The organism is Telmatobacter bradus, from assembly GCF_048629425.1.
Classification (GTDB): Bacteria; Acidobacteriota; Terriglobia; order Terriglobales; family Acidobacteriaceae; genus Telmatobacter; species Telmatobacter bradus.
In genome coordinates, this window is sequence record NZ_CP184532.1 from 2,948,906 (window position 1) to 2,968,731 (window position 19,826).

A 19,826-nucleotide genomic window follows, 5' to 3' on the forward strand; every position below is an offset into this window, starting at 1 on the left:
CCGATAAAAATGGATCTGTTTGCCAAGGCGAAGTTTGACTTGCTCAACTCTACGCAGGCTGTGGAGGAAAAGTTCCCCGCCCACTTTTGGGCCGCGCGTTTGTTTCCTGCGCGCTGCTGGTTTAGCATCCTGAGTGTGCCCGGCCTTGAAACACCGATTATGTATGTGCGTGGCGTTGGTCCGCGCATTGCGGAGATGCTTGCCGCCAAAAACATCCAGACGGCCGAGGACCTGCTCTATCATCTTCCCTTCCGTTACGAAGACCGCCAGAACCCCACCCGCATCGATGATCTAAAGCCGGGCACCATGGCCAGCGTCGTGGCTGAGGTGCGTGGCTCGGGGCTGATGCGCACCCGCGGCGCTCCCATCTTTGAAATGACGCTCGGCCAGGATCGCCGGGCACTTAAATGCATCTGGTTCAATGCCACCTATCTGGCCGGCAAGTTTCTGCCCGGGCAGATGATCGCCGTCTTCGGCAAAGTCGAGCCCTCGCGCTCCGCGAATGACCTGAAGATGATCCAGCCGCAGTTCGAAGTGCTGCCCGACCAGACCGCCGACGCCGAAACCTTCCTGCTGGAAGTGGGTCGCATCACGCCGGTCTACGAAACACTGGGCGGCAACCGGCTGACCTCGCGCTGGCAGCGCAAAGTCATCTTCAATCTTCTGGAAACCATGCGTGGCGCGGTGCCGGAGTGCCTGCCCAAGTCCATGTTGGAGCGGTATGGACTGCCGGGCCGCGAACAGGCCCTGCGCGAGGTGCATTACCCCTCGGAAGGCACGGCCATGAGCGCCCTCGATGGCTGCGCGACGCCGTCGTATCGCCGCCTGATCTTCGAGGAGCTGTTTTTCCTTGAGCTGGGACTGGAACTCAAGCGCCGCAAGCTGCGCCTGCGCAAAGGCATCGCCTTTGCCACCGACGACGCCATCCGCACAGCCCTGCAGGAGATTCTGCCCTTCCACCCGACCAACGCCCAGAAGCGGGCCCTCGGCGAGATTGTGGCTGACATGCGCCTGCCCAACCCCATGCGTCGCCTGCTGCAAGGTGATGTAGGCTCGGGCAAAACAATCGTGGCCTTCCAATCGATGCTGGTAGCCGTGGCCAACGGCTTTCAGGCAGCGCTGATGGCTCCTACCGAGATTCTGGCCACGCAGCACTATCTGGCCGCACGCAAGCTCTTTGCTGCCTCCAGCCACAAGCCGCGCATAGTGCTGCTCACCGGTTCACTCGACGAGGACCGCAAGCGCACCACACGCGCCCAGATCCAGCGCGGTGAGGCCGACATCGTCATCGGCACCCACGCCCTGATCGAGGAAAAAGTGGAGTTCGACCGGCTGGGACTGGTCGTAGTGGATGAGCAGCACCGCTTTGGCGTTCTGCAACGCTTCCGTCTGATGAAAAAGCCCAACGACGCCGAGCCCGATGTGCTGGTGATGACGGCCACCCCCATTCCGCGCACACTGGCGCTTTCGCTCTACGGCGATCTGGACCTGAGCGTGCTCGACGAACTGCCACCGGGCCGTACGCCCATCGTCACCCGCCGCGTGCCGGAAGAACGCTCCGATGAGGTCTGGGAGTTTGTCCGCAAGCAGGCGGAGCAGGGTCGGCAGGCCTACATCGTCTACCCGGTGATTGAGGGCGCGCGTGACGATCAGCCGGAGCTGGATTTTTCCGCCGACGGAGCAGAGGCTGAAACCAAGGCTCCTACGAAAGCAAAAAAAACGCGGAAAAAGAAGAAAGACGAAGAGCTCTTCGCGGAAGAGGAACCGGAACCCAGCACCAAACCCAGCTTGAAGTCGGCCGTGGAAATGCACGAAAAGCTGCGCCAAGGACCGCTGGCCGGTCTGCGCGTAGGCCTGCTGCATGGCCGCCTCGACGCCGACGACAAGGATGTAATCATGCGCCGCTTCCAGCGGGGCGAAATCGACGTGCTGGTCTCCACCACCGTGATTGAAGTGGGCGTAGACGTACCCAATGCCACCGTCATGGTGATTGAGCACGCCGAGCGCTTTGGTCTGGCGCAACTGCACCAGCTCCGTGGCCGCGTGGGCCGTGGCGCGGCCAAAAGCTACTGCGTGCTGATGACCAGCCGCCGCGTGAGCGAACAGGGCGAGCAGCGGCTGAACGCCATGGTTCGCACCCAGGACGGCTTTGAGCTGGCCGAACTGGACTTGCAGCTGCGTGGCCCCGGCGAATTCTTCGGAACCCGTCAGGCGGGCCTGCCGGAGTTCAAAGTGGCCAATCTGGTGCGCGACCGCCAGCTGCTGGAGCTGGCCAAACAGGAAGCTGCACAGTTCACCGCCAACGCAGGAGCCGAGGCCAGCGAGGACGAGAAAAAAGTCATCCGCCGCCGCCTTACGGAATCCTGGCAGCGCCGCTACGGTCTGGTCGAAGCCTGATCCTGCCAGGTTCGGGTGGAAGCCGGCGCTAAAGTTTCTTCCTGACATGAAGAGAGGGCGCGACTTATGTCGCGCCCTCTCGCTCAAATCCTCAATTCAGCTGCTTCCCCCAGAATCCATTACGCCGGGTGAGAGTTCTCCATACCGCTCACGCTTTCGATGGGAAAGGTCTGAATCTCCAGATCGATGCTGGCAATCTCCGAACCACAGTCACGATGCTGGTTGCGGGTGCAGTGGCAGAGCTCGGTAAAGCGGATGTGCCCGCTCTGGCTCAGTTCCAGCCCCGCAGCGATCAGAAGACTGTAAATGTCCACACAGTTCTGCCGTTCAAACTCAAAGAGCATGTTTACCGTGCCGGTATCATTGGCGCCACGACTCAGCACCCATCCGCCACAGCCCAAAATCGCACCCGTCAGGGTCTGAATCAACCGGCCCGGCTCCTCAATGGAGATGGCCCTCATTTGCAGAGCCCACGGAATACTGATTGTCCGTCCTGTAGTTGTCTCCATCGTATTGAGCCTCACACGGGTCATATCGGAGAAAGCTTATTTGGCATAACATCTGTTCAGGTCTCGAACGGCTGCTGCCTTACTTCGATACAACTTATGAAAAAAATAGCCACTTACCCCGTGCCGCAAGTAACAAAGCCCGGTTTGCAAGCAGAACCGGTTTATCCTTTCGGAGCTTAATCATCCTAATGCTCACATCCAGACAATCCGGTTTTGTTGTACTTTGTACATCAGAATGATAATTGGTTCCGGCATCGATCTTGTGGAAATTCAGCGTATCGAGTTGGCCATCGAGCGCTACGGACAACGATTTCTTAACCGCGTCTTCACCCCCGGAGAGCAGGCCTACTGCCAACGTAAACGTAAGGCAGCAGAGAGCTTTGCCGCCCGCTTCGCGGCCAAGGAAGCCGGCGCAAAAGCCCTTGGAACCGGCATCGGCTATGGCGTCACATGGCGGGAAATTGAAGTCATGCGCGCTCCTTCCGGACGGCCTTCGCTGCGTTTTCACGGTCGGGCCGCGCAGATTGCCGCGCAAATGAACATGCGCCATGCCGCGCTCTCGCTGACCCACAGCAATGAGCTGGCCTCGGCTCAGGTGATGCTGGAAGACTGAGAAAATTCAGGCCAAATCGATTCAGGCCAAGTCCGGAATGGGCGCTGGCTCCGCGCCATCTTCTTCCTCGCCGATGCTCTCTTCGAGCGGCGGCGCAACCCGCGCACCGGCCCATAGGATGATGGCCGAAACCACCAGTGCAATCAGCGTGGTGCCCAGCGCCAGCCGCAGGCTGTTCGCCTTGTCACTGATGGCGCCAATAATCTGGGGCGAAAACGTATCGCCAAAGCAGTGAATGATGAAAAAGTTCACGCCCACGGCAGCCGCGCGGATGGGCGCGGTCACGGAGTTGACGATGGCGGCATTCAGTGGCCCGGTGTTCAGAAAGAGAAAGAACTCAGCCAGCAGCAGTGAGGGCAGCACCCAGGCCGGCGGTCCAAAAAAGACCAGAATGCCAAAGGGCAGCGTAAAGACCACGCTCCAGAAGGAGAGCAGGTAGAGCGCGCGATGGTTGGTGCGCAGCCAGCGCTGGGCCAGCCAGCCTCCCACCACGGTTCCGGCAATGCCGTCCACTACCGTGATCGCGCCTACAACCATGCTGGAATTGCCCATGGAAAGATTGCTGTAGCGGCGCAAAAACTCCGGCATCCACCAGGAGATGCCGCCCATCACAAAAGTCAGCGTAGCCAGCCCAAAGGTGGCCGTCAGATAAGCGGAATTGCGAAAGAGGCCGCGAAAGGTGGCACGGTCCAGCGTGGAGAGAATGTGGTCGCTTGATCCGCGCTCCGGCTCGTGCCCGAACAATCCGTACAAGGCGGCAATCACAAAGCCCGGCAGCGCACAGATGAAGAACGGCGTGCGCCAGCCCCACAGACTGCCCATCATCCCACCGGCCAGATAGCCCAGCGCCGCGCCTACAGGAATCGCCACATAAAAAGCGGAGAGAATGCGGTTGCGCTCGCGCTCCGGATAAAAATCCGAGATCACGGCCGGGGCAAAGATGCCAAAGGTGGCCTCGCCAATGCCCACAAACGCCTGCCGGACGTAAAGCGTCCAGTAGCTGTGTACCCAGAATGTACCCAGAGTGGCCAGACTCCACAGCACGGCTCCGCCAATGATCAGCGGCTTGCGTCGCATGTGATTGCCCAGCCAGCCGGTCAGGGGAGCGGCAATCATATAAAAAGCGAACAGCGCCGTCGCCAGCATGCCCATGGCGTGATCGCTGGCGTGGAATTCATGCTGAATCGGCGCAACTTCGCCCGACAGAATATAGCGGTCGATGTAGTTGAGCAGATTCAGAGCGATCAGCAGCAGCAGGGTAGCCTGCGCGGGACCAAGACGGGAAGGCGCGGTCTGGGAGGGATTCGGCAAGAATTTATCCGGCACGCATCGGGCGTGAAATGGGGTCGCACCGGGCCGCCCCATGGGACGGCCCGGAAGTTATTCCTTCGGACGGGGCCAGCGCGCCTCGACCGTGGTTCCAATGCCGCCACGCGGACGAAAAACGCCGTGCACCACGGCCCAGACCGGGTCGCAAGCCTTCACCACGTCTTCCAGCACCTGGTTGACAATGTTTTCCTGGAAGATGCCCAGGTTGCGATAGCAGAAAAGATATTCCTTGAGCGACTTCAGCTCCAGGCAGCGCTCACGGGGCATGTAGCGGACGGTGAGCGTACCGAAGTCCGGCAGGCCGGTCTTCGGGCAGACTGAGGTCATCTCGGGATCGTCGATCAGGATCTCGTAAGCGGGAAACTGATTGGGCCAGGTTTCAATGGCGGGAAAGTTGAAGTCCAGCCCTGCCTTGGCGTGGTCGTCGGTGTAACGGGGTGTTTCAGACATGCCTCTATTGTATCTGGATCGGGCTTTCAAGGGCCACGGGCGGCGGGGAACAGCTTTGCATTTATAGCAGGACTTCGAGCAAATTTAGCAACAAGTCGCATTCCGTTTTGGCCATATTCCGCCTTTGGGAGGCAGTTGAATTTCGAAACACTCCGCAACTTGATTTTCCGTAACTGGAATGAGAGCAACACAATCGTTTCCCGGTCTTATATACTGACTCAGGTTACCCGCATGGTTGAAGAGCGTAATACAAAAGTTCGGCTTTGGATCTGGCGAGGCTTTGCCCTCATCGTTGTCATCATCTTCTTCGTGGCTCAACACATCCTGCGTGAAAAACTGGAAGTGCGCGCGGTCACGGTTCAACACGAGACCCTGAGTAGTATTGTCAGCACCAACGGCCACGTGGAGCCACAGGAAAACATTGTTTTTTACAGTCCTGTGACCACGATGGTCCGCACCATTTATGTGCAGTCTGGCGAACAGGTGAAACCCGGCCAGTTGCTGCTGCAATTGGACGATGTGGAAGCACGCGCCAAGGTGGCCACGGCAGAAAGCGGTGTCAAAACTGCGCTGGCCAACCTGGAAGCTACCGAGCACAGCGGCACGCTTGAACAGCGGCACGCTGCATCGGCGGATTTGACGCGCGCCCACATCGAACGCGATCAGGCAAAACACGATCTGGACGCTCTGAGCCGGCTTGCCGCCAGCGGCGCAGCCGCGCCCAGTGAGGTGGCCAGCGCCCGTCAGCGGTTGGAGACGGACGACGCCGCCCTGAAGGCCCAGGAGCAGCTCAATACGCAGCGCTATTCCGCGGCGGAGATTGAGCGTGCCAAGGCCGCAGTGGCCGACGCACAAGCTGGTCTGGCCGCGGCCCGCGAAGTTCTGGCCCAGACCGCAGTTCGCACCAAAATCGCTGGCACCGTTTACGCCATCGACGTACATAAGGGGGATTATGCCGAAGAGGGCAAGCCTCTGGTGCAGGTGGCTGACCTGAACCGCGAACAGATTCGCGCCTATTTTGACGAAGTTGACATCGGCCACCTAAAGGCCGACCAGCCCATTTCGATCAAGTGGGATGCGCGTCCGGGCCGCGAGTGGCATGGGCACATTCTGCATGCTCCTACGAGCGTGACCACCTACGGCACACGCAACGTGGGCGAAGTGGTCGTGGCCATTGACAGCTCCGACGGCACGCTTTTGCCCGACACCAACGTAAACGTTACGGCCACCACCTCCAGCGAGGCGAACGTCCTGAGCGTGCCCCGCCAGGCGCTGCATGCCGAAAACGGCATGCCGTTCGTCTTCAAGGTTGTGGGCAACGGCCTGCAGCGCACCCAGGTCACCACCGGCATTCGCACTGCCGACAAGGTGGCCATCCTCAGCGGCCTGCAGGAGGGCGATGTGATCGCCACCGGCAGCACCAGCGGTCAGCCCTTGCAAGAGGGTGTGCCCGTCAAGGTGATCCGGTGAGGTTTACCGTTCCAGCCCGCCGGGCGCTACGGCACGCACTCCTGCTCTGTTCCTGCGGGATGCTGGCCGCTGTGCCCGTGCTCCGGGCCCAGCACGATGCTCTGGCACAGCTGCATGCCGCGCTTGACGCCGGCGAAGCTGATCATGCTCTAGCGGTGTTGCGCGCGTTGCCGCAGTCGGGCGAAAACAATGCCGAAGCGCAGAATCTTGCCTGCCGGGTGCATTACTCCCTGCAGCAGTGGGATGCGGCCGAAAACAGCTGCGAAAAAGCCATACGGCTGGATAGAAACAACGCCAACAATCACCTCTGGCTGGGCCGCGCCCTGGGAGAAAAGGCTGGTCACGCCTCGTTCCTGAGCGCCTACTCGCTCGGTAAGCGTGCCCGCTCCGAGTTTGAACAGGCCGTGCATCTGAATCCGCACAATGTCGATGCTCTGACTGACCTGGGCGAGTTCTACGAAGAGGCTCCCAGCGTGGTGGGCGGCGGCTATGACAAGGCCGAACAGATTGCCCAGCAGTTGGACCACCTTGACCCGGCCCACGCCCATCAGTTGCGTGCCCGCATTGCCGAAGCCCAAAAAGACTATGGCACCGCGGAACGTGAATACAAGGCAGCGATTGCCGTAAGCGCGCACCCGGCCCTGCACTGGACCACGCTGGCCAGCTTCTTTCGCCGCCGCAAGCGCTGGCAAGATCTGGACTGGGCTATTCACAACACCTGCAACGCCGCCAAAAGTGACAAGCACGCTACAGTCGCGCTCTACGATGGTGCCGGCGTGCTGACGGAAGCCAATCGCAACACGGATCTGGCCGTCAGAATGCTGGAAACCTATCTGACCAGCGACAGCAAAACCGAAGAAGGACCAGCCTTTGAAGCACATTTGCGGCTGGCCAAACTGAAAAAGAGCATGGGAGACCGCGCTGGCGCCGAGAATGAACGTTCGGCCGCCCTCGCCCTTGCCCACGACTACAAACCCGCGCAGGAAGCAAAGTTTTGATGACCACGAACGGCATTCGCGCCGCCCATCTTTCGCGCCCCCGGTTGAGCCTGCTTCTTTCGGCTCTCACCGTGCTGCCCGCGACCCTGTCCGCCCAGGTTCCGCTCTCGACCATCGTGCGTCTGGCGGAGCGCAACAGTTCCAGCGTGCATCTGGCCCAGGCCAATGTGGACAAAGCCCGTGCTCTGCACGCCGAGAGCCGCGACTCCGTCATTCCCTCGGTTTCCTTTGGTTCCGGCCTGCCCACCTTCCCCTCGCTGGGTTTTACCGGCACGCCTTCGTCGGTCTTCACTGCCTCGGTGCAGTCGCTGGTCTACGGCATTCCGCAGAAGCACTACCTGAGCGCCGCCGACTATGGCGAAAAGGCTGCCGCGGCCTCGCTGAAGGATGCGCGCGAACAGGCCGCACTCGATGCTTCGCTAGCCTATGTTGAGCTGGATGCAATCGAAATGGAGCAGACCGTCAGCCAGCAGCAGGAAGAGTACGCCCAGCACATGGTACAGATCGAGCAGGAACGCGCCGAGGCCGGCGTAGATTCCACTTCCGCCGTGCTGGAAGTGCGCCTGACGGCCGCAGAAATCCGCATGCGCCGGATACAGTTGGAATCCCGCGCGAGCGCCCTGCGTACCCAGTTGGCCGAACTGACCGGCATGGCACTGGAACTGATCAAGGTGCAGCACGACAGCATTCCCGATGTGCCACAGCTGCGGGGCAATCAGGCAACCACCCTGCCCGGCGTTGAAGCCTCGCAACTGCAGCTCCGCTCCCGCCTGCAGCAGGCCAAGGCCGACATGGAGCTGAACTTCCTGCCGCAGCTCTCCTTTGGGGCGCAGTACAACCGCAACACCACACTGCTCAATGACATTGATTCTTATTTCGCCAAGCCGCTGCCGGCCAACAACTTCAGCTCCGGCATCTCGGTTCAGGTGCCCATCTTCAACATGACCTCGCACGCCAAGGCCCGTGAGTCGGCCGCCGACGCGTTGCGCGCCAAAGTTGAAGCCGAGCAGGCCCAGCAGCAGAACAATCAACAGATTGCCACGCTTACCAATTCGCTGCGTGAGCTGGACGCCTATGCCGAAGTGGTCAATCTGAAAAAACAGATCGCCGAAGAGCAGCTGAAGGCGGTACTCTCGCAGTTAGAACTGGGCAATGGAAACAGCAGCCAGCCCCAGCTCAGCCCCAAGGCCGAACAACAGGCCCGCATCGACGAACGTCAGAAAGAACTGGACGCACTCGAAGCCGACCTGAATCTGGCCAAAACGCGCCTTGGCCTGCTGCGCGCCCTCGGCCACATGAACGACTGGCTGAACGAGCTGCAACAAAGCAAGTAGTTTTAAAGCATTTTGGGAATACGCGTAGACGTTTTAAGTGTCTTTTTCATGAAGAAAAAGACACTTAGCATCCAGCTTTCGGTCTACATCCATTCCGAAAATGCCGTGAACGCCGGGCTGGCGGATTGCTCCTCTGGCCCACCCGTAACCAGCACCTGCTGAGTCGGTCTCCTCGGCCCGCGCCGGATCTTCCCCGTACGCTCCCGGCCTGAAGCCGTTTCCTCAATATCCAGAACCTGCCACTGGCACGATGGCAGACACCCGGAAGCCTCCGGATGATAAACTGAAAGGGATGTCTATGCCCCTGAAGACCCTGTTTCTGAACCCGCCCTCGTTCGAAAAGTTCGACGGAGGAGCCAGCTCACGTTGGCCCGCGACGCGCGAAATCGAGTCCTACTGGTACCCGGTCTGGCTCACCTATCCCGCCGGCTTGCTGGAGGGTTCGCGCCTGCTGGATGCTCCGCCGCATCACGTCTCCGCTGATGAAACGATCAAGATCGCCAAGGACTACGAGTTTCTGGTGCTGTTCACCTCGACGGTGGGCTGGCATAGCGATCACAAGCTGGCCGAGGCCATCAAGGCCGCGCACCCCACCATCAAGATCGCCTTCGTTGGACCGCCGGTGACCACCGACCCGGAGCGCGCGCTGAATGAGTGCGCCGCCATCGACTTTGTTTGCCGCCGCGAGTTCGAGTTCTCGGTCGTTGAATATGCGCAGGGCAAGCAGCTTGAAGAGATTATCGGCATCAGCTATCGCAAAGATGACCAGATCGCGCATAACGCGGATCGTCCGTCCAATGAGGATCTGGACGCGATGCCCTGGGCCACCAAGATCTACAAGCGTGACCTGGATGTGACCCGCTACAGCGTGCCCTTCCTGCTGCACCCGTTTATCGCTCTGTACTCCACCCGTGGCTGCCCGGCGCAGTGCACCTTCTGCCTGTGGCCGCAGACAATGAGCGGACACGCCTGGCGCAAGCGCTCCACCGACGACGTGGCTGCCGAGCTGGCCTGGGCCAAGGAGAACTTCCCGCAGGTCAAGGAGTTCTTCTTCGACGACGACACCTTCAACATCCAGAAGGCGCGCACCATTGAGCTCTGCGAAAAGCTCAAGCCGCTGAAGCTGACCTGGAGCTGCACCTCGCGTGTGACCACCGACTACGACACCTTGAAGGCCATGAAAGAAGCAGGCTGCCGTCTGCTGATCGTCGGCTTTGAGTCGGGCGATCCGCAGATCCTGAAGAACATCAAGAAGGGTGCCACGGTTGAGCGCGCTCTGCAGTTCGCCAAGGATTGCCACACGCTGGGACTGACCGTACACGCCGACTTCGTGCTAGGACTGCCGGGCGAAACCAAGGAATCCATCCGCAACACGATCAACTTCGCCAAGAAGCTCGATTGCGAGACGATTCAGGTTTCTGTAGCGCACGCGCTGCCGGGCACCGAGTTGTTCGAGTACGCACGCGCCAACGGCTTCATCACCAACTCCGAGTCGATGAGCGATGCGGGCGGCCATCAGTTGGCCCACATCGAGTATCCGGGACTGCCGGCCGACTACGTGCTGGAGATGGTGCACAAGTTCTATGACGAATACTTCTTCCGTCCCAAGGCTGCCTTCCGCGTAGTCTGGAAGGCGATCGTCAACGGAGATGTGCCCCGCCTCTACGAAGAAGCCAAGTCCTTCCTGAAGCTGCGTACCGAACGTAACAAGATGGTGAAGCAGGCCCGTAACAAGCCTACCGCCGCCGCCGCTGATTAACTTACAGGGCAGCAGAATGCTTATCTTCTGCTGCCCTATTCTCACTCTGGAAGCCAAAGCTGGAAATGTCCGACAATCAACTTAAACCGCGCCAATACATGATTCTTGCCTTGGTTGCGGTCTGCGCCCCCCTGGGCGACTCCTGCCTTTCTCGTGGCATGGTCAATCTGCCGCCCATCAGCCTTACCCACCCTCTGCTGCTCATTCAGGCCGTCTTCACGCCCTGGGTTGTGCTGGGCATTGCCCTACTGATTGGCTTCTTTGCCAGCTATCTGACGGCTCTTTCCTGGGCCGACCTCACCTACGTTCTGCCTGCCACCGCCTTCGGCAACATGATCGTCGAAGTGCTGGCCCGCTTCTGGCTGCATGAGGCCATCAGCTGGCAACGCTGGGGCGGAGTTGTTCTCATCACCATCGGCGTCGGCTTTGTGGCGCATGGCCCTGCCTACACTCCTCCTGCTCCTGCGGAGGGCAACCTTTTGGATGAGAGTTGTGAAAATGAGGAGGTAGCCCGATGAATCTGCCCGTCCTCGATGCTCATTTCTGGATGGCTGCTGGCATGATTATGGCCATTGTTATCAGCTCGTCCACCGGCGAAGTGCTGACGGCTGCGGCCATGAAGTCCATTGGCGATCTGGACGAGATCCGCGCCCAATCTGGCATGAAGGGCGCAATTACCGCCGTCCTCACCTGCCCGCTCTTTTTTGCCGGAGTTTTCTTTCTGGCGCTCTCGTTTTTCTCGCTGCTATTTGCGCTGAACCACATGAATCTGGGCCTGGTGGCCCCGGCCTCAGCCTCGCTGACGCTGGTCACCAACTCGGTAGCCGCCAAGTTCTTCCTCAAGGAAAACGTTGACCGCCGCCGCTGGATCGCTGCCCTGCTGGTCTGCGTAGGCGTATATTTTCTGGCCCACTAGAGCATCTCTCCTGAAGGTATAGAGCGAGTCGATGCAGCATCGTTCACGCGACCCCCAGGGAGCGGCAACCTGGCAAGATTTTTGCCACTTCACAGCATCAGGAGAGATGCTCTAGCACGACAGAGTGCAGAGAACAGAGATCAGCAAAAAGGCGAGCTTGGCGCTCGCCTTTTTCTTTGCCCGGAAAGCTCAGATCTCAGCCCCTGCACTCTGTTCTCTGTCGTCATAGCCAGCGCATCAGCCCCTGCGGAGGAAAGTCCGGCTCCAGCCACTGCAGATTGAGTCCTTCGGCCTTGCAGAGGGCTTCAGCGGCCAGATGACCACTGCGGGCGGCGCTTTCCATCGTCGAGGGCCAGCCGGTAGCGGTCCAGTCGCCCGCCAGAAAGAACTGCGGCCAGGGCGCGTCGACTGCGGCGGGCCGGGCAAAGTCGATCCCCGGCGAAACGCCAAAGGTTGCTCGCACTTCCTTGATCAGCGCAGCCTTCTCCACCTTGGCTTCCCGCGCAATGGGGAAGAACTCCTTCAGCTCGCTCAGGGCAAGCTCAATGGCCTGCTTGCGTTCAAGGGCCGCAAAGCTGCGGGTGGCGCTGATAACCAGCTCAATGTAATTGCCCGGTCGCCCCTGCAGCACCGACTGGTTATACATCCAGTGCACTTCGCGGTCGAGCAGCACGGCGTGGGGCAGATCAGTAATGGGGCGGTCAAACCACAGGTGTACGCTGCAGATGGGCCAGTGGGAGTGGTGGGCAATCTTGTCCTTGAGCGCCGTAACACCCGTAGCCGCCTGCATGGACTCCATCAGCTTACCCATCGCCTCAAAGGGCAGCGCCGCGATCACATAGTCGGCGTAAAACTCGCCGGTGCGAGTCTGCAGCAGCCACTGGCGGCTGGTGGGATTCCACTCCGCACCTTCCACATGGGTCTGAAACTCCATGGCATTGCCACGGTCGATCAAAAACTTAGGCACACTGGCGTAAAGCTCGCTGAGCGGAACCCGGCTCATACCCATCGACCCCGCCCAGGCAGAATTCATGAACAGCTCTCGAATCACCTTGGCGGCATAGGGCACTGAAATCTCGTCCAGCTCGGCATTCAGAGCGCTGGCAATCACCAACCGCCAAAAGCGCTTCAAAGCACCCTTCGTCTGGCCATGGCGCTTGAGCCACGCGGCCAGACTTTCGCCCGTTTCGGCTTGTGGGCGCATCATGGCGCTGAAGGCCCGGGCCAGAGCCAGCTTGTCACCCAGGGAGAAGGCGTGCGCCGTTAAAAGCTTGGGCAGGCCGTGCATGGGCGCGGGCAAATTCACCGGAGCAAGCTCGGAGCGCCGTCCGCCCGGCTCGACCATGGTCATGCCGCTGGTCCAGTGGATCTGGTCGTCCACGCCAATGCGCTTGTAAAAACCCTGCAGGTTGGTACAGCAGCCAAAGAGGGCGTGCTGGCAGTTGTCCACCACCTCGCCCGTGCCTGGATGCAGGTAAGAGCTGGCGCGGCCGCCCAGATAGCTGCGGCGTTCAAGCAGGCGCACACGGAATCCGGCTTCGGCCAGCGCCGTTGCCGCACTCATTCCGGCTACGCCACCGCCGACCACGGCAACGCTTTTGGGAAGATACCTGCTCAATGCTCTACTTCCTGCCTGGCACGATCCTGGCCCAGTACATGGCGGCAAGACCGCGGAAAAGGATGAACAGCTTGCGTGAGGTGGGCACGCTGATCCGTCCGGTAAAGACGTTGTAATCGGCGCGCTCAATCCGCTCTAGCAACTCGTGGTAAATCGCCACCAGCACCTTAAGCGCCGGACGACTTTCAGGGGCGATCAAGGAAAGCAACTCTTCGGCCGACTGGTAGTAGTTCTCGGCCCGGCGGGCGATTTCGGCAAACAACTTGCGTTCCGCCACGGAGGGTTCATCCTTGATCCGGGGGCGAATCAAACCATCCAGAGGAACCTTGAAGTCCTGCAGATCCTCGATGGGAAGATAGACGCGATTGTTTCTTCCATCTTCCGCCACATCGCGCAGGATGTTGGTCAGCTGAAAGGCAATTCCGGTCTCTTCCGCAAGCTTTTCGGCCCGCTTGTCCGTATAGCCGAAGATGTGAATGCAAACCAGTCCCACCACTGAAGCCACCAGATAGCAGTAGCGATACAGTTCGTTGAAGCTCTGGTAGGTGTAAATGCCGCTCTTCGAAGTGGGCGGCACCAGATCCATGGAAACGCCTTCCACCAGTTCGTCCAGCAGGCTGAGCGGAATCTGGAAGCGACGCACTGCATCGAGAACCGCCATGAATACGGGGTCCGTCGGGTCGCCATACTCGCAGGCAGACTTCCAGCCCACCAGCCACGCATTCAGGTTCTTGCGGCGATGGTCGCGGGAAAAATGCTCGTCATCCACCAGATCATCGGCCTTGCGCATGAAGGCATAAATGGCGCACATGGCGTTGCGGCGGTCAGGCGTAAGCGCAAGGAAAGAATAGTAGAAGTTTTTGGCTTCCTGCTTGGCGATCTGGCGGCACAGGGCATACGCTTCGTCCAGAGAAAGCGGCGGCTCCATGGTGAACGACGCAACCTCGGGGCTGGGCTGCGGCGTAGTCGCAGGCGAAACTTCAGGCGCAGCCGTAGCCTCCGGAGCCGACCGATCCTCGGCCTCCGGCGTCGCCTCGGGCAGCGGTTTCGCCTCAGGCTGCAACGCTCCGTTTTGTTTCAATTCTTCGCTCACGCAGACTTCCCCTTGCTCGATGCACCGAGTCGCAGGAACGGCAAAAGTTTACCACTCATGGCACGCAACGCAAGTGCGAGTTTGGTGCGCTTGCCAATCGCGGGGCGCGCGCTCAGCACATCGTAGTTGCAGCGCTCAATGGCGCGCAGAATCTCCAGCCCGCCACGGCTGAACAAATCCAGGTCCAGAGCCAGATCGCGCCGTACCTTGCCAATCAGCGGCAAGCCTTCCGCAAAGAGCGAACGGGCGTACTCCACCTCAAAGCACAGCAGCTCGCGGAAGCCCTCCGTGACCACGCCAGCCTTGATCGTCTCATCGGTGACGCCAAAACGGCGCATGTCGGCCTGCGGAAGATAGACGCGGCCCTTGTGAATGTCTACGCTCACGTCCTGCCAGAAGTTGGCCAGCTGCAGCGCCGCGCAGGTCGCATCGGACATGCGGAACTTCTCCTCCCGCGTGCCCTCTTCAACCTCGCCGCAAGCATACAGCACCAGACGTCCCACGGGATTGGCCGAATAACGGCAGTAGCCCAGTACGTCTTCCATGGTTTCGTAGCGCGGCACCACCTGATCCTGACGGAAGGCTGTCAGCAGATCGGCAAAGGGCTCCTTGGGAATTGCGCAGACCTTGATGGTCTCAGCCAGAGCCACAAAAACCGGATGCTGCGCGCGGCCCTCATAGCAGGCGTCCAGTTCCCTGCCCCACAGGTCGAGCAGGGCCAGTGCCACGTCGGTCGAACCCACCTCATCGCCCAGATCGTCGGAGATGCGGCAGTAGGCGTAGATGGAATGGAAGTGCGGGCGCAGCGCCTCGGGCAGGAACCACGAGGCTACGTGGAAGTTCTCGTAGTGCGACTCCGCCAGATTTTGGCAATAGGCCCGCGCCTCAGCCAACGTGGGCTTCTGTGCGGGGATGCGATAAGCGGCAGGCAGCGCAGCCCAACCGCGCTCCACAAGTTCGTTCTGATCGAGTTGCGTCTTCGTTGTCTCGGTCATAATCCAGTCTTTGGGTAAAATTCCTGCTTGAAGATTTCGAAAAACTTCCAGGCAAAACAGTAAGAGAAAACTCGGAGCGAAGATGCTTTGAAAGGGCACGACTTCAGTCGTGCCAAAAATGCATCAAACAAGACGAGGGCTTTACAGGCTGCGGAAAAACTCTCTTGGGACTCGGTTTTGAAAGGGCACGGCTTCAGCCGTGCCAAATAAACGCAATAAAATCAACGGGGCTTTAGCCCCTGAGGGACGTTTCTCTCCTGCCCCTCGCAAGGATTCAACCGTTTTTCCGCAATCTCTTCCGTCCGTATTCTTCCAAAAACATACTTACGGAAGAATGACGGTCTTGATCTCGGCGTTGCGGTGCATCAACTTTTCAAAGACCTTGTTCAGCTCGTACAAATTCGCGTGGCCAGTGATGAAGGCATCGGCCTGGAAGCGTCCACTCACAATCAGCTCCAGCGCCTTGCGGCAGATGGCCGGCGTGTGATGGAAGGTAGCCTTCAGCGTGATGTCGTTGTAGTGCAGACGATTGGTATCCAGCGAAACATGGGTATTGGTCGCGCAGCCACCAAAGAAGTTTACCGTGCCGCCCTTGCGCACCAGTTCAGCCGCTTCCTGCCACGCTTCCGGAACACCCACCGCTTCAATCGCAATATCCACGCCGCGTCCATCCGGCGTGATCTTCTTGGTCTGCTCAATAGCGGTGTGAATATCGCTGGTCTGCACGATGTGCGCCGCGCCCAACTGTCTGGCTGCCTTGGCCTGGCCATCGTGCTTGACGAGAGCAATCGTCTCGCAACCGTAGAGCGCGGCCACATGCAGAATCATCAGCCCCAGCGGGCCGCCGCCAATCACAGCCACGTAATCGCCCTTGCGCGGCATCGAATCCTCAAAGCCATGCACCGCGCAGGCCAGCGGTTCGGCCAGCGCGGCGTGCTCAAAAGAAACATGCTCGGGCACGATCAGCGTATTCTTAGCCGCAATGCGGGCGGGAATGCGAATGTACTCGGCATAGGCGCCATTGTTGAAGAGCAGATCGTCGCAGAGGTTCTCCTGATCGCGCTCGCAATAGTAGCACTTGCCGCAGGGCGCGGAGTTGAGCGCCACCACACGGTCGCCCGTCTTGAAGTTCTCAACACCCTCGCCCACTTCCACCACGGTTCCCGCCAGTTCGTGGCCGAAGAGCGCGGGCGGAGTGATCATCTTGGCGTGATAGCCACGGCGAAATACCTTCAGATCGGTTCCACAGGTGAGCGCCGCGCCCACCTTCACCACGACCTCGCCCACGCCCGCCTGGGGCACCGGCACACTCTCAATGCGTACATCTTCACGGCCGTGGAGGACTGCGGCCCTCATCGTTGTTGCCATCTTCGTTTCCTTCTATCGCGCGCCCGCGCCGGGCACAGGTTCAATCATAATCTTCATCGAGTCGGCTTGCGGATGGCTGGCCAGCTCAATCGCTTCCACTGCCTGTTCGAGCGAAAAACGGTGGCTGATCAACCGGGTCAGATCGAAACCCTTCGCGTAGCCGTTGAGCGCCAGATCGATCACTTCGTCCAGAATCGTAAAACTCGACGAATAGGAACCGAGCAGCGTCTTCTCCTCCATGCAAACAGCCGCAGGATCGATGGTCGCTTCGCCGTGCTGGGTCTGCGCAAAAAGCATCACCTTGCCGCCGGGACGGGCCGCATCCATGGCAGTGCGGATCAGCGCATTGCCGCCCACCGCCAGAATCACAGCATCCGCGCCACGGCCTTCGGTTTCGGCCTTCATGCGCGCGACTACGTCCTCTTTGGACGGATCAAGCGGCAGGCTCAGGCCAAACCTAGCCGCTACCGCATGACGCTGGGCGAACAGATCGCTGGTAAAAACGCGTGCTCCAGTCTTGAGTGCCAGCGCCGCATGCATCAGGCCAATCGGCCCCTGGCCTATCACCAGCACCGTCTCGTCGGGCTGCAATTCCAGATGCTTGACGCCTTTCAGCACCGTATTCAGCGGCTCCATAAAAGCAGCCTGCTCAAAGGGAACGCCGTCGGGAATGCGAATCACGCCGCGATTGGCGACGATCCAGTCCATCACCCGGATGTACTCGCCAAAACCGCCACCGGAGGGCTCCATGCCGGCCGTCGAGCCGGTGCGCTTATACACTTCGCACTGCGCGGGAACGTTCTTGCGGCAGTAGTAGCAGGAACCACAGGGCACATGATGGAAGACCATCACGCGGTCACCCAACTTGAAGTTGGTCACGCCCGCGCCCACCCGCGCCACCACACCAGCCATCTCATGGCCAAAGATGCGCGGGGCAGAATGCGAGCCCATGTGAATCTTCTTCAGGTCAGTGCCGCAGATGCCGCAGGTGGCAATCTTCACCAGCAGCTCGCCCGGGCCAATTGCGGGCACGGGAACCGTTTCCAGACGAACATCCTTCACGCCGCGATAGACGGCGGCGCGCATGGTGGCGGGAATTTCTTCGTGGGTCAGGCAGTCAGCGTCGTGTACAGTCTCAGTCGCCATTCCTTTTCCTATGCGGTTTCAGAAGCGTCTGCCTTGCGTTTTTGGGGCAGCAAAGTACAGAGAGCGCCTGCCTGCCGGTTCACGACAACAGCCTGCTTATTCTGAAACGGCTCTGGGGTTTCCCTGTGCATCGAAAGAGGCTCGCAGATGATCCGCGAGCCTCCGGGAAGCCCTTCTGCTATTTTCGCCCATCCGGATGAGTGCCGGCCAGAGCCACGGACGCGGAAGCACGAAAAGAATGAAACGAATCAGCTGAAAATTGCCCCGAGCATCCAGAAAGCTGTTGAAATCGGGCAGCCTGTCGCTAGCTCCGTCGCTCACCGCCTTGACGGCATAGAACGGAATGGACCGGATGGCGGAAAGCCGCGCTACCGCTGCCGCTTCCATATCCACCATTCCGGCAGCATAGGTTTCGCGCAGGCGCATTTTCTCTTCCACATCGGCCACCCGCGGGCTGGTCACCAGCCAGGTCCGCTCCAGAAACGGCGCATCGGCCGTACGAAAGCGCTCACCCGTCTGAATATCAACAACGCCATCCACCCGGTAAGCGCGGCCCGCCACAAATTCCTTGCGCAGCGCACCCACCCAGCCAATGGAAACCATGGCGTCCAGCGGGCCGCTCTTTTCCGCTGCGGCAACGGCACGACTGGCCGCTGCCTGACCGGCTCCGGCAAGCGTAACCACCCACTCGCATTCGTCCACGTTCTTGCGCCAAACGTCCAGTCCGTCGATCTTTTCCTGCGGCCAGCCATTTACCAGAAACTTCACTTCGCCGGGCATTGCGGCGATGATGCCAATCCTCTTCACACGGTCCTCTTCGGCGCATAGCCGTTGGCTTCAAACCACTCAATGGCAGCACGCATGGCCGAATAGACCGGAAGAACGCGGAAGCCCAGTTCCTGCTGCGCCCGGGCGCTGGAGGCATACATCTTCTTGCGCCCCATGCGCACCTCTTCGAGGGTAGCGCGCGGCTCCTTGCCCCGAATCTTGCCCGTAATCAACTCTTCAAAGAAGGCGTACGTGGCAGCAACGGCAAAGGGAATCTTCGTCTTGGGCGAAGGCAGGCCGGTGATGGCCGCCATCTTGTCGAGGATCTGCTTGAGGGTGAGGTTTTCTCCGCCCAGAATGTAGCGGCGGCCGGGCGTGCCCTTGGTCAGCGCCAGCACATGCGCCCGCGCCACCTCGTTCACATCCACCAGATTCAGGCCCGTGTCCATGTAGGCCGGAAAACGGCCATTTAAAAAATCAGTCAATATGCGCCCAGTAGGCGTCGGCTTGGAATCGCGCGGACCGATGGGCGAAGTCGGATTCAGAATCATCACCTGCTGCCCGGCCTCGGCCGCCTTGATCGCTTCCTGCTCGGCCATGAACTTGGAGCGCTTGTAATGGCCCACCATATCTTCGAGCGCCACCGGCGTATCTTCATTCACGATCAGACCATCGGTGCGGAAGTGCATGGTGGCCACGCTCGATGTGCAAACCACACGCGGCACACCGGCCTCACCAGCCAGAGCCAGCAGCTTCTGCGTACCTTCCACATTGGCGCGGTACATCACAGCCGGGTCGGGAATCCACAGCCGGTAATCGGCGGCCACATGCATCACCGCATCGCAACCAACGAGCGCGCTTTTCAGCCCTTCAGGGTTCGACAGATCGCCAACGACCGTCTCACCCTTGAGTCCTTCCAAATTTTCAAGCTTGCTGGTTTTACGCACCAGCAGGCGAAGGTCAGCACCCTCGGCCTCAAGAGCCCGAGCCACATGGTAGCCGACAAATCCGGTTGCACCGGTCAAAAAAATCTTCATTGCTTCTTTCTTTGCCTTTTTGTTTT

At 59.9% G+C, this 19,826-nt stretch carries 18 protein-coding genes; 8 read left to right on the top strand and 10 right to left on the bottom strand.

Annotated features, from left to right (window positions below; translation table 11 throughout):
- The first annotated feature begins 9 nt into the window (after positions 1-9).
- On the top strand, positions 10-2,397 hold the full coding sequence (gene recG / locus ACOBR2_RS12195; RefSeq protein ID WP_420236386.1) for an ATP-dependent DNA helicase RecG: 2,388 nt from the start codon (positions 10-12) through the stop codon (positions 2,395-2,397).
- Between the two features lie 119 nt (positions 2,398-2,516).
- On the opposite strand, the gene ACOBR2_RS12200 is transcribed toward recG, so the two are convergent.
- A complete protein-coding gene (locus ACOBR2_RS12200; RefSeq protein WP_420236387.1) occupies positions 2,517-2,906 on the bottom strand; it encodes a hypothetical protein in 390 nt (129 codons plus the stop codon).
- Positions 2,907-3,141: 235 nt separating this feature from the next.
- Between ACOBR2_RS12200 and acpS the strand changes: the two genes are divergently transcribed.
- The gene (acpS, locus tag ACOBR2_RS12205) at positions 3,142-3,519 is read left to right on the top strand and encodes a holo-ACP synthase (RefSeq protein ID WP_420236388.1); all 378 of its coding nucleotides are present in this window, start codon (positions 3,142-3,144) and stop codon (positions 3,517-3,519) included.
- A gap of 21 nt (positions 3,520-3,540) precedes the next feature.
- On the opposite strand, the gene ACOBR2_RS12210 is transcribed toward acpS, so the two are convergent.
- Both ACOBR2_RS12210 and queF read right to left on the bottom strand, forming a co-directional pair.
- The gene (locus tag ACOBR2_RS12210) at positions 3,541-4,830 is read right to left on the bottom strand and encodes a spinster family MFS transporter (RefSeq protein ID WP_420236389.1); all 1,290 of its coding nucleotides are present in this window, start codon (positions 4,828-4,830) and stop codon (positions 3,541-3,543) included.
- 69 nt (positions 4,831-4,899) lie between these two features.
- Positions 4,900-5,298, bottom strand: coding sequence for a preQ(1) synthase (gene queF, locus ACOBR2_RS12215; protein WP_420236390.1), 399 nt, complete (start codon positions 5,296-5,298; stop codon positions 4,900-4,902).
- 231 nt (positions 5,299-5,529) lie between these two features.
- On the opposite strand from queF, the gene ACOBR2_RS12220 reads away from it, so the two are divergent.
- The 6 genes from ACOBR2_RS12220 to ACOBR2_RS12245 all read left to right on the top strand — a co-directional run bounded on the left by ACOBR2_RS12220 (position 5,530) and on the right by ACOBR2_RS12245 (position 11,775).
- On the top strand, positions 5,530-6,768 hold the full coding sequence (locus tag ACOBR2_RS12220) for an efflux RND transporter periplasmic adaptor subunit (RefSeq protein WP_420236391.1): 1,239 nt from the start codon (positions 5,530-5,532) through the stop codon (positions 6,766-6,768).
- Positions 6,765-7,766, top strand: coding sequence for a tetratricopeptide repeat protein (locus tag ACOBR2_RS12225; protein ID WP_420236392.1), 1,002 nt, complete (start codon positions 6,765-6,767; stop codon positions 7,764-7,766). Before ACOBR2_RS12220 ends, ACOBR2_RS12225 begins: the two co-directional genes overlap by 4 nt.
- Entirely contained in the window at positions 7,766-9,100 is a 1,335-nt protein-coding gene (locus ACOBR2_RS12230; protein ID WP_420236393.1) for a TolC family protein, read from the top strand. Before ACOBR2_RS12225 ends, ACOBR2_RS12230 begins: the two co-directional genes overlap by 1 nt.
- Positions 9,101-9,398: 298 nt before the next feature.
- Positions 9,399-10,859 (top strand): hopanoid biosynthesis associated radical SAM protein HpnJ, encoded by a 1,461-nt coding sequence (gene hpnJ / locus ACOBR2_RS12235; protein WP_420240009.1) that lies wholly within the window; start codon positions 9,399-9,401, stop codon positions 10,857-10,859.
- Between the two features lie 65 nt (positions 10,860-10,924).
- Positions 10,925-11,377: an EamA family transporter gene (locus tag ACOBR2_RS12240; protein WP_420236394.1), complete on the top strand. Its 453-nt coding sequence runs from the start codon at positions 10,925-10,927 to the stop codon at positions 11,375-11,377.
- Complete coding sequence (locus tag ACOBR2_RS12245) at positions 11,374-11,775, top strand: EamA family transporter (protein ID WP_420236395.1); 402 nt, start codon at positions 11,374-11,376, stop codon at positions 11,773-11,775. The genes ACOBR2_RS12240 and ACOBR2_RS12245 overlap by 4 nt, the downstream gene beginning before the upstream one ends.
- A 223-nt stretch (positions 11,776-11,998) precedes the next feature.
- Here ACOBR2_RS12245 and hpnE read toward each other — a convergent pair whose 3' ends face one another.
- The 7 genes from hpnE to hpnA form a co-directional block, all read right to left on the bottom strand.
- A complete protein-coding gene (gene hpnE, locus ACOBR2_RS12250; protein WP_420236396.1) occupies positions 11,999-13,393 on the bottom strand; it encodes a hydroxysqualene dehydroxylase HpnE in 1,395 nt (464 codons plus the stop codon).
- A gap of 4 nt (positions 13,394-13,397) precedes the next feature.
- Positions 13,398-14,486, bottom strand: a complete 1,089-nt coding sequence (locus tag ACOBR2_RS12255; protein WP_420236397.1) for a squalene/phytoene synthase family protein — start codon at positions 14,484-14,486, stop codon at positions 13,398-13,400.
- Positions 14,483-15,481: a squalene synthase HpnC gene (gene hpnC, locus ACOBR2_RS12260; protein ID WP_420236398.1), complete on the bottom strand. Its 999-nt coding sequence runs from the start codon at positions 15,479-15,481 to the stop codon at positions 14,483-14,485. The genes ACOBR2_RS12255 and hpnC overlap by 4 nt, the downstream gene beginning before the upstream one ends.
- A 324-nt stretch (positions 15,482-15,805) precedes the next feature.
- Entirely contained in the window at positions 15,806-16,849 is a 1,044-nt protein-coding gene (locus tag ACOBR2_RS12265) for a zinc-dependent alcohol dehydrogenase (protein WP_420236399.1), read from the bottom strand.
- Positions 16,850-16,861: 12 nt separating this feature from the next.
- On the bottom strand, positions 16,862-17,995 hold the full coding sequence (locus tag ACOBR2_RS12270) for a zinc-dependent dehydrogenase (protein WP_420236400.1): 1,134 nt from the start codon (positions 17,993-17,995) through the stop codon (positions 16,862-16,864).
- 96 nt (positions 17,996-18,091) lie between these two features.
- Complete coding sequence (locus ACOBR2_RS12275; protein ID WP_420236401.1) at positions 18,092-18,802, bottom strand: nucleoside phosphorylase; 711 nt, start codon at positions 18,800-18,802, stop codon at positions 18,092-18,094.
- Positions 18,799-19,800, bottom strand: a complete 1,002-nt coding sequence (gene hpnA, locus ACOBR2_RS12280) for a hopanoid-associated sugar epimerase (protein WP_420236402.1) — start codon at positions 19,798-19,800, stop codon at positions 18,799-18,801. The genes ACOBR2_RS12275 and hpnA overlap by 4 nt, the downstream gene beginning before the upstream one ends.
- Between the last annotated feature and the right edge of the window lie 26 nt (positions 19,801-19,826).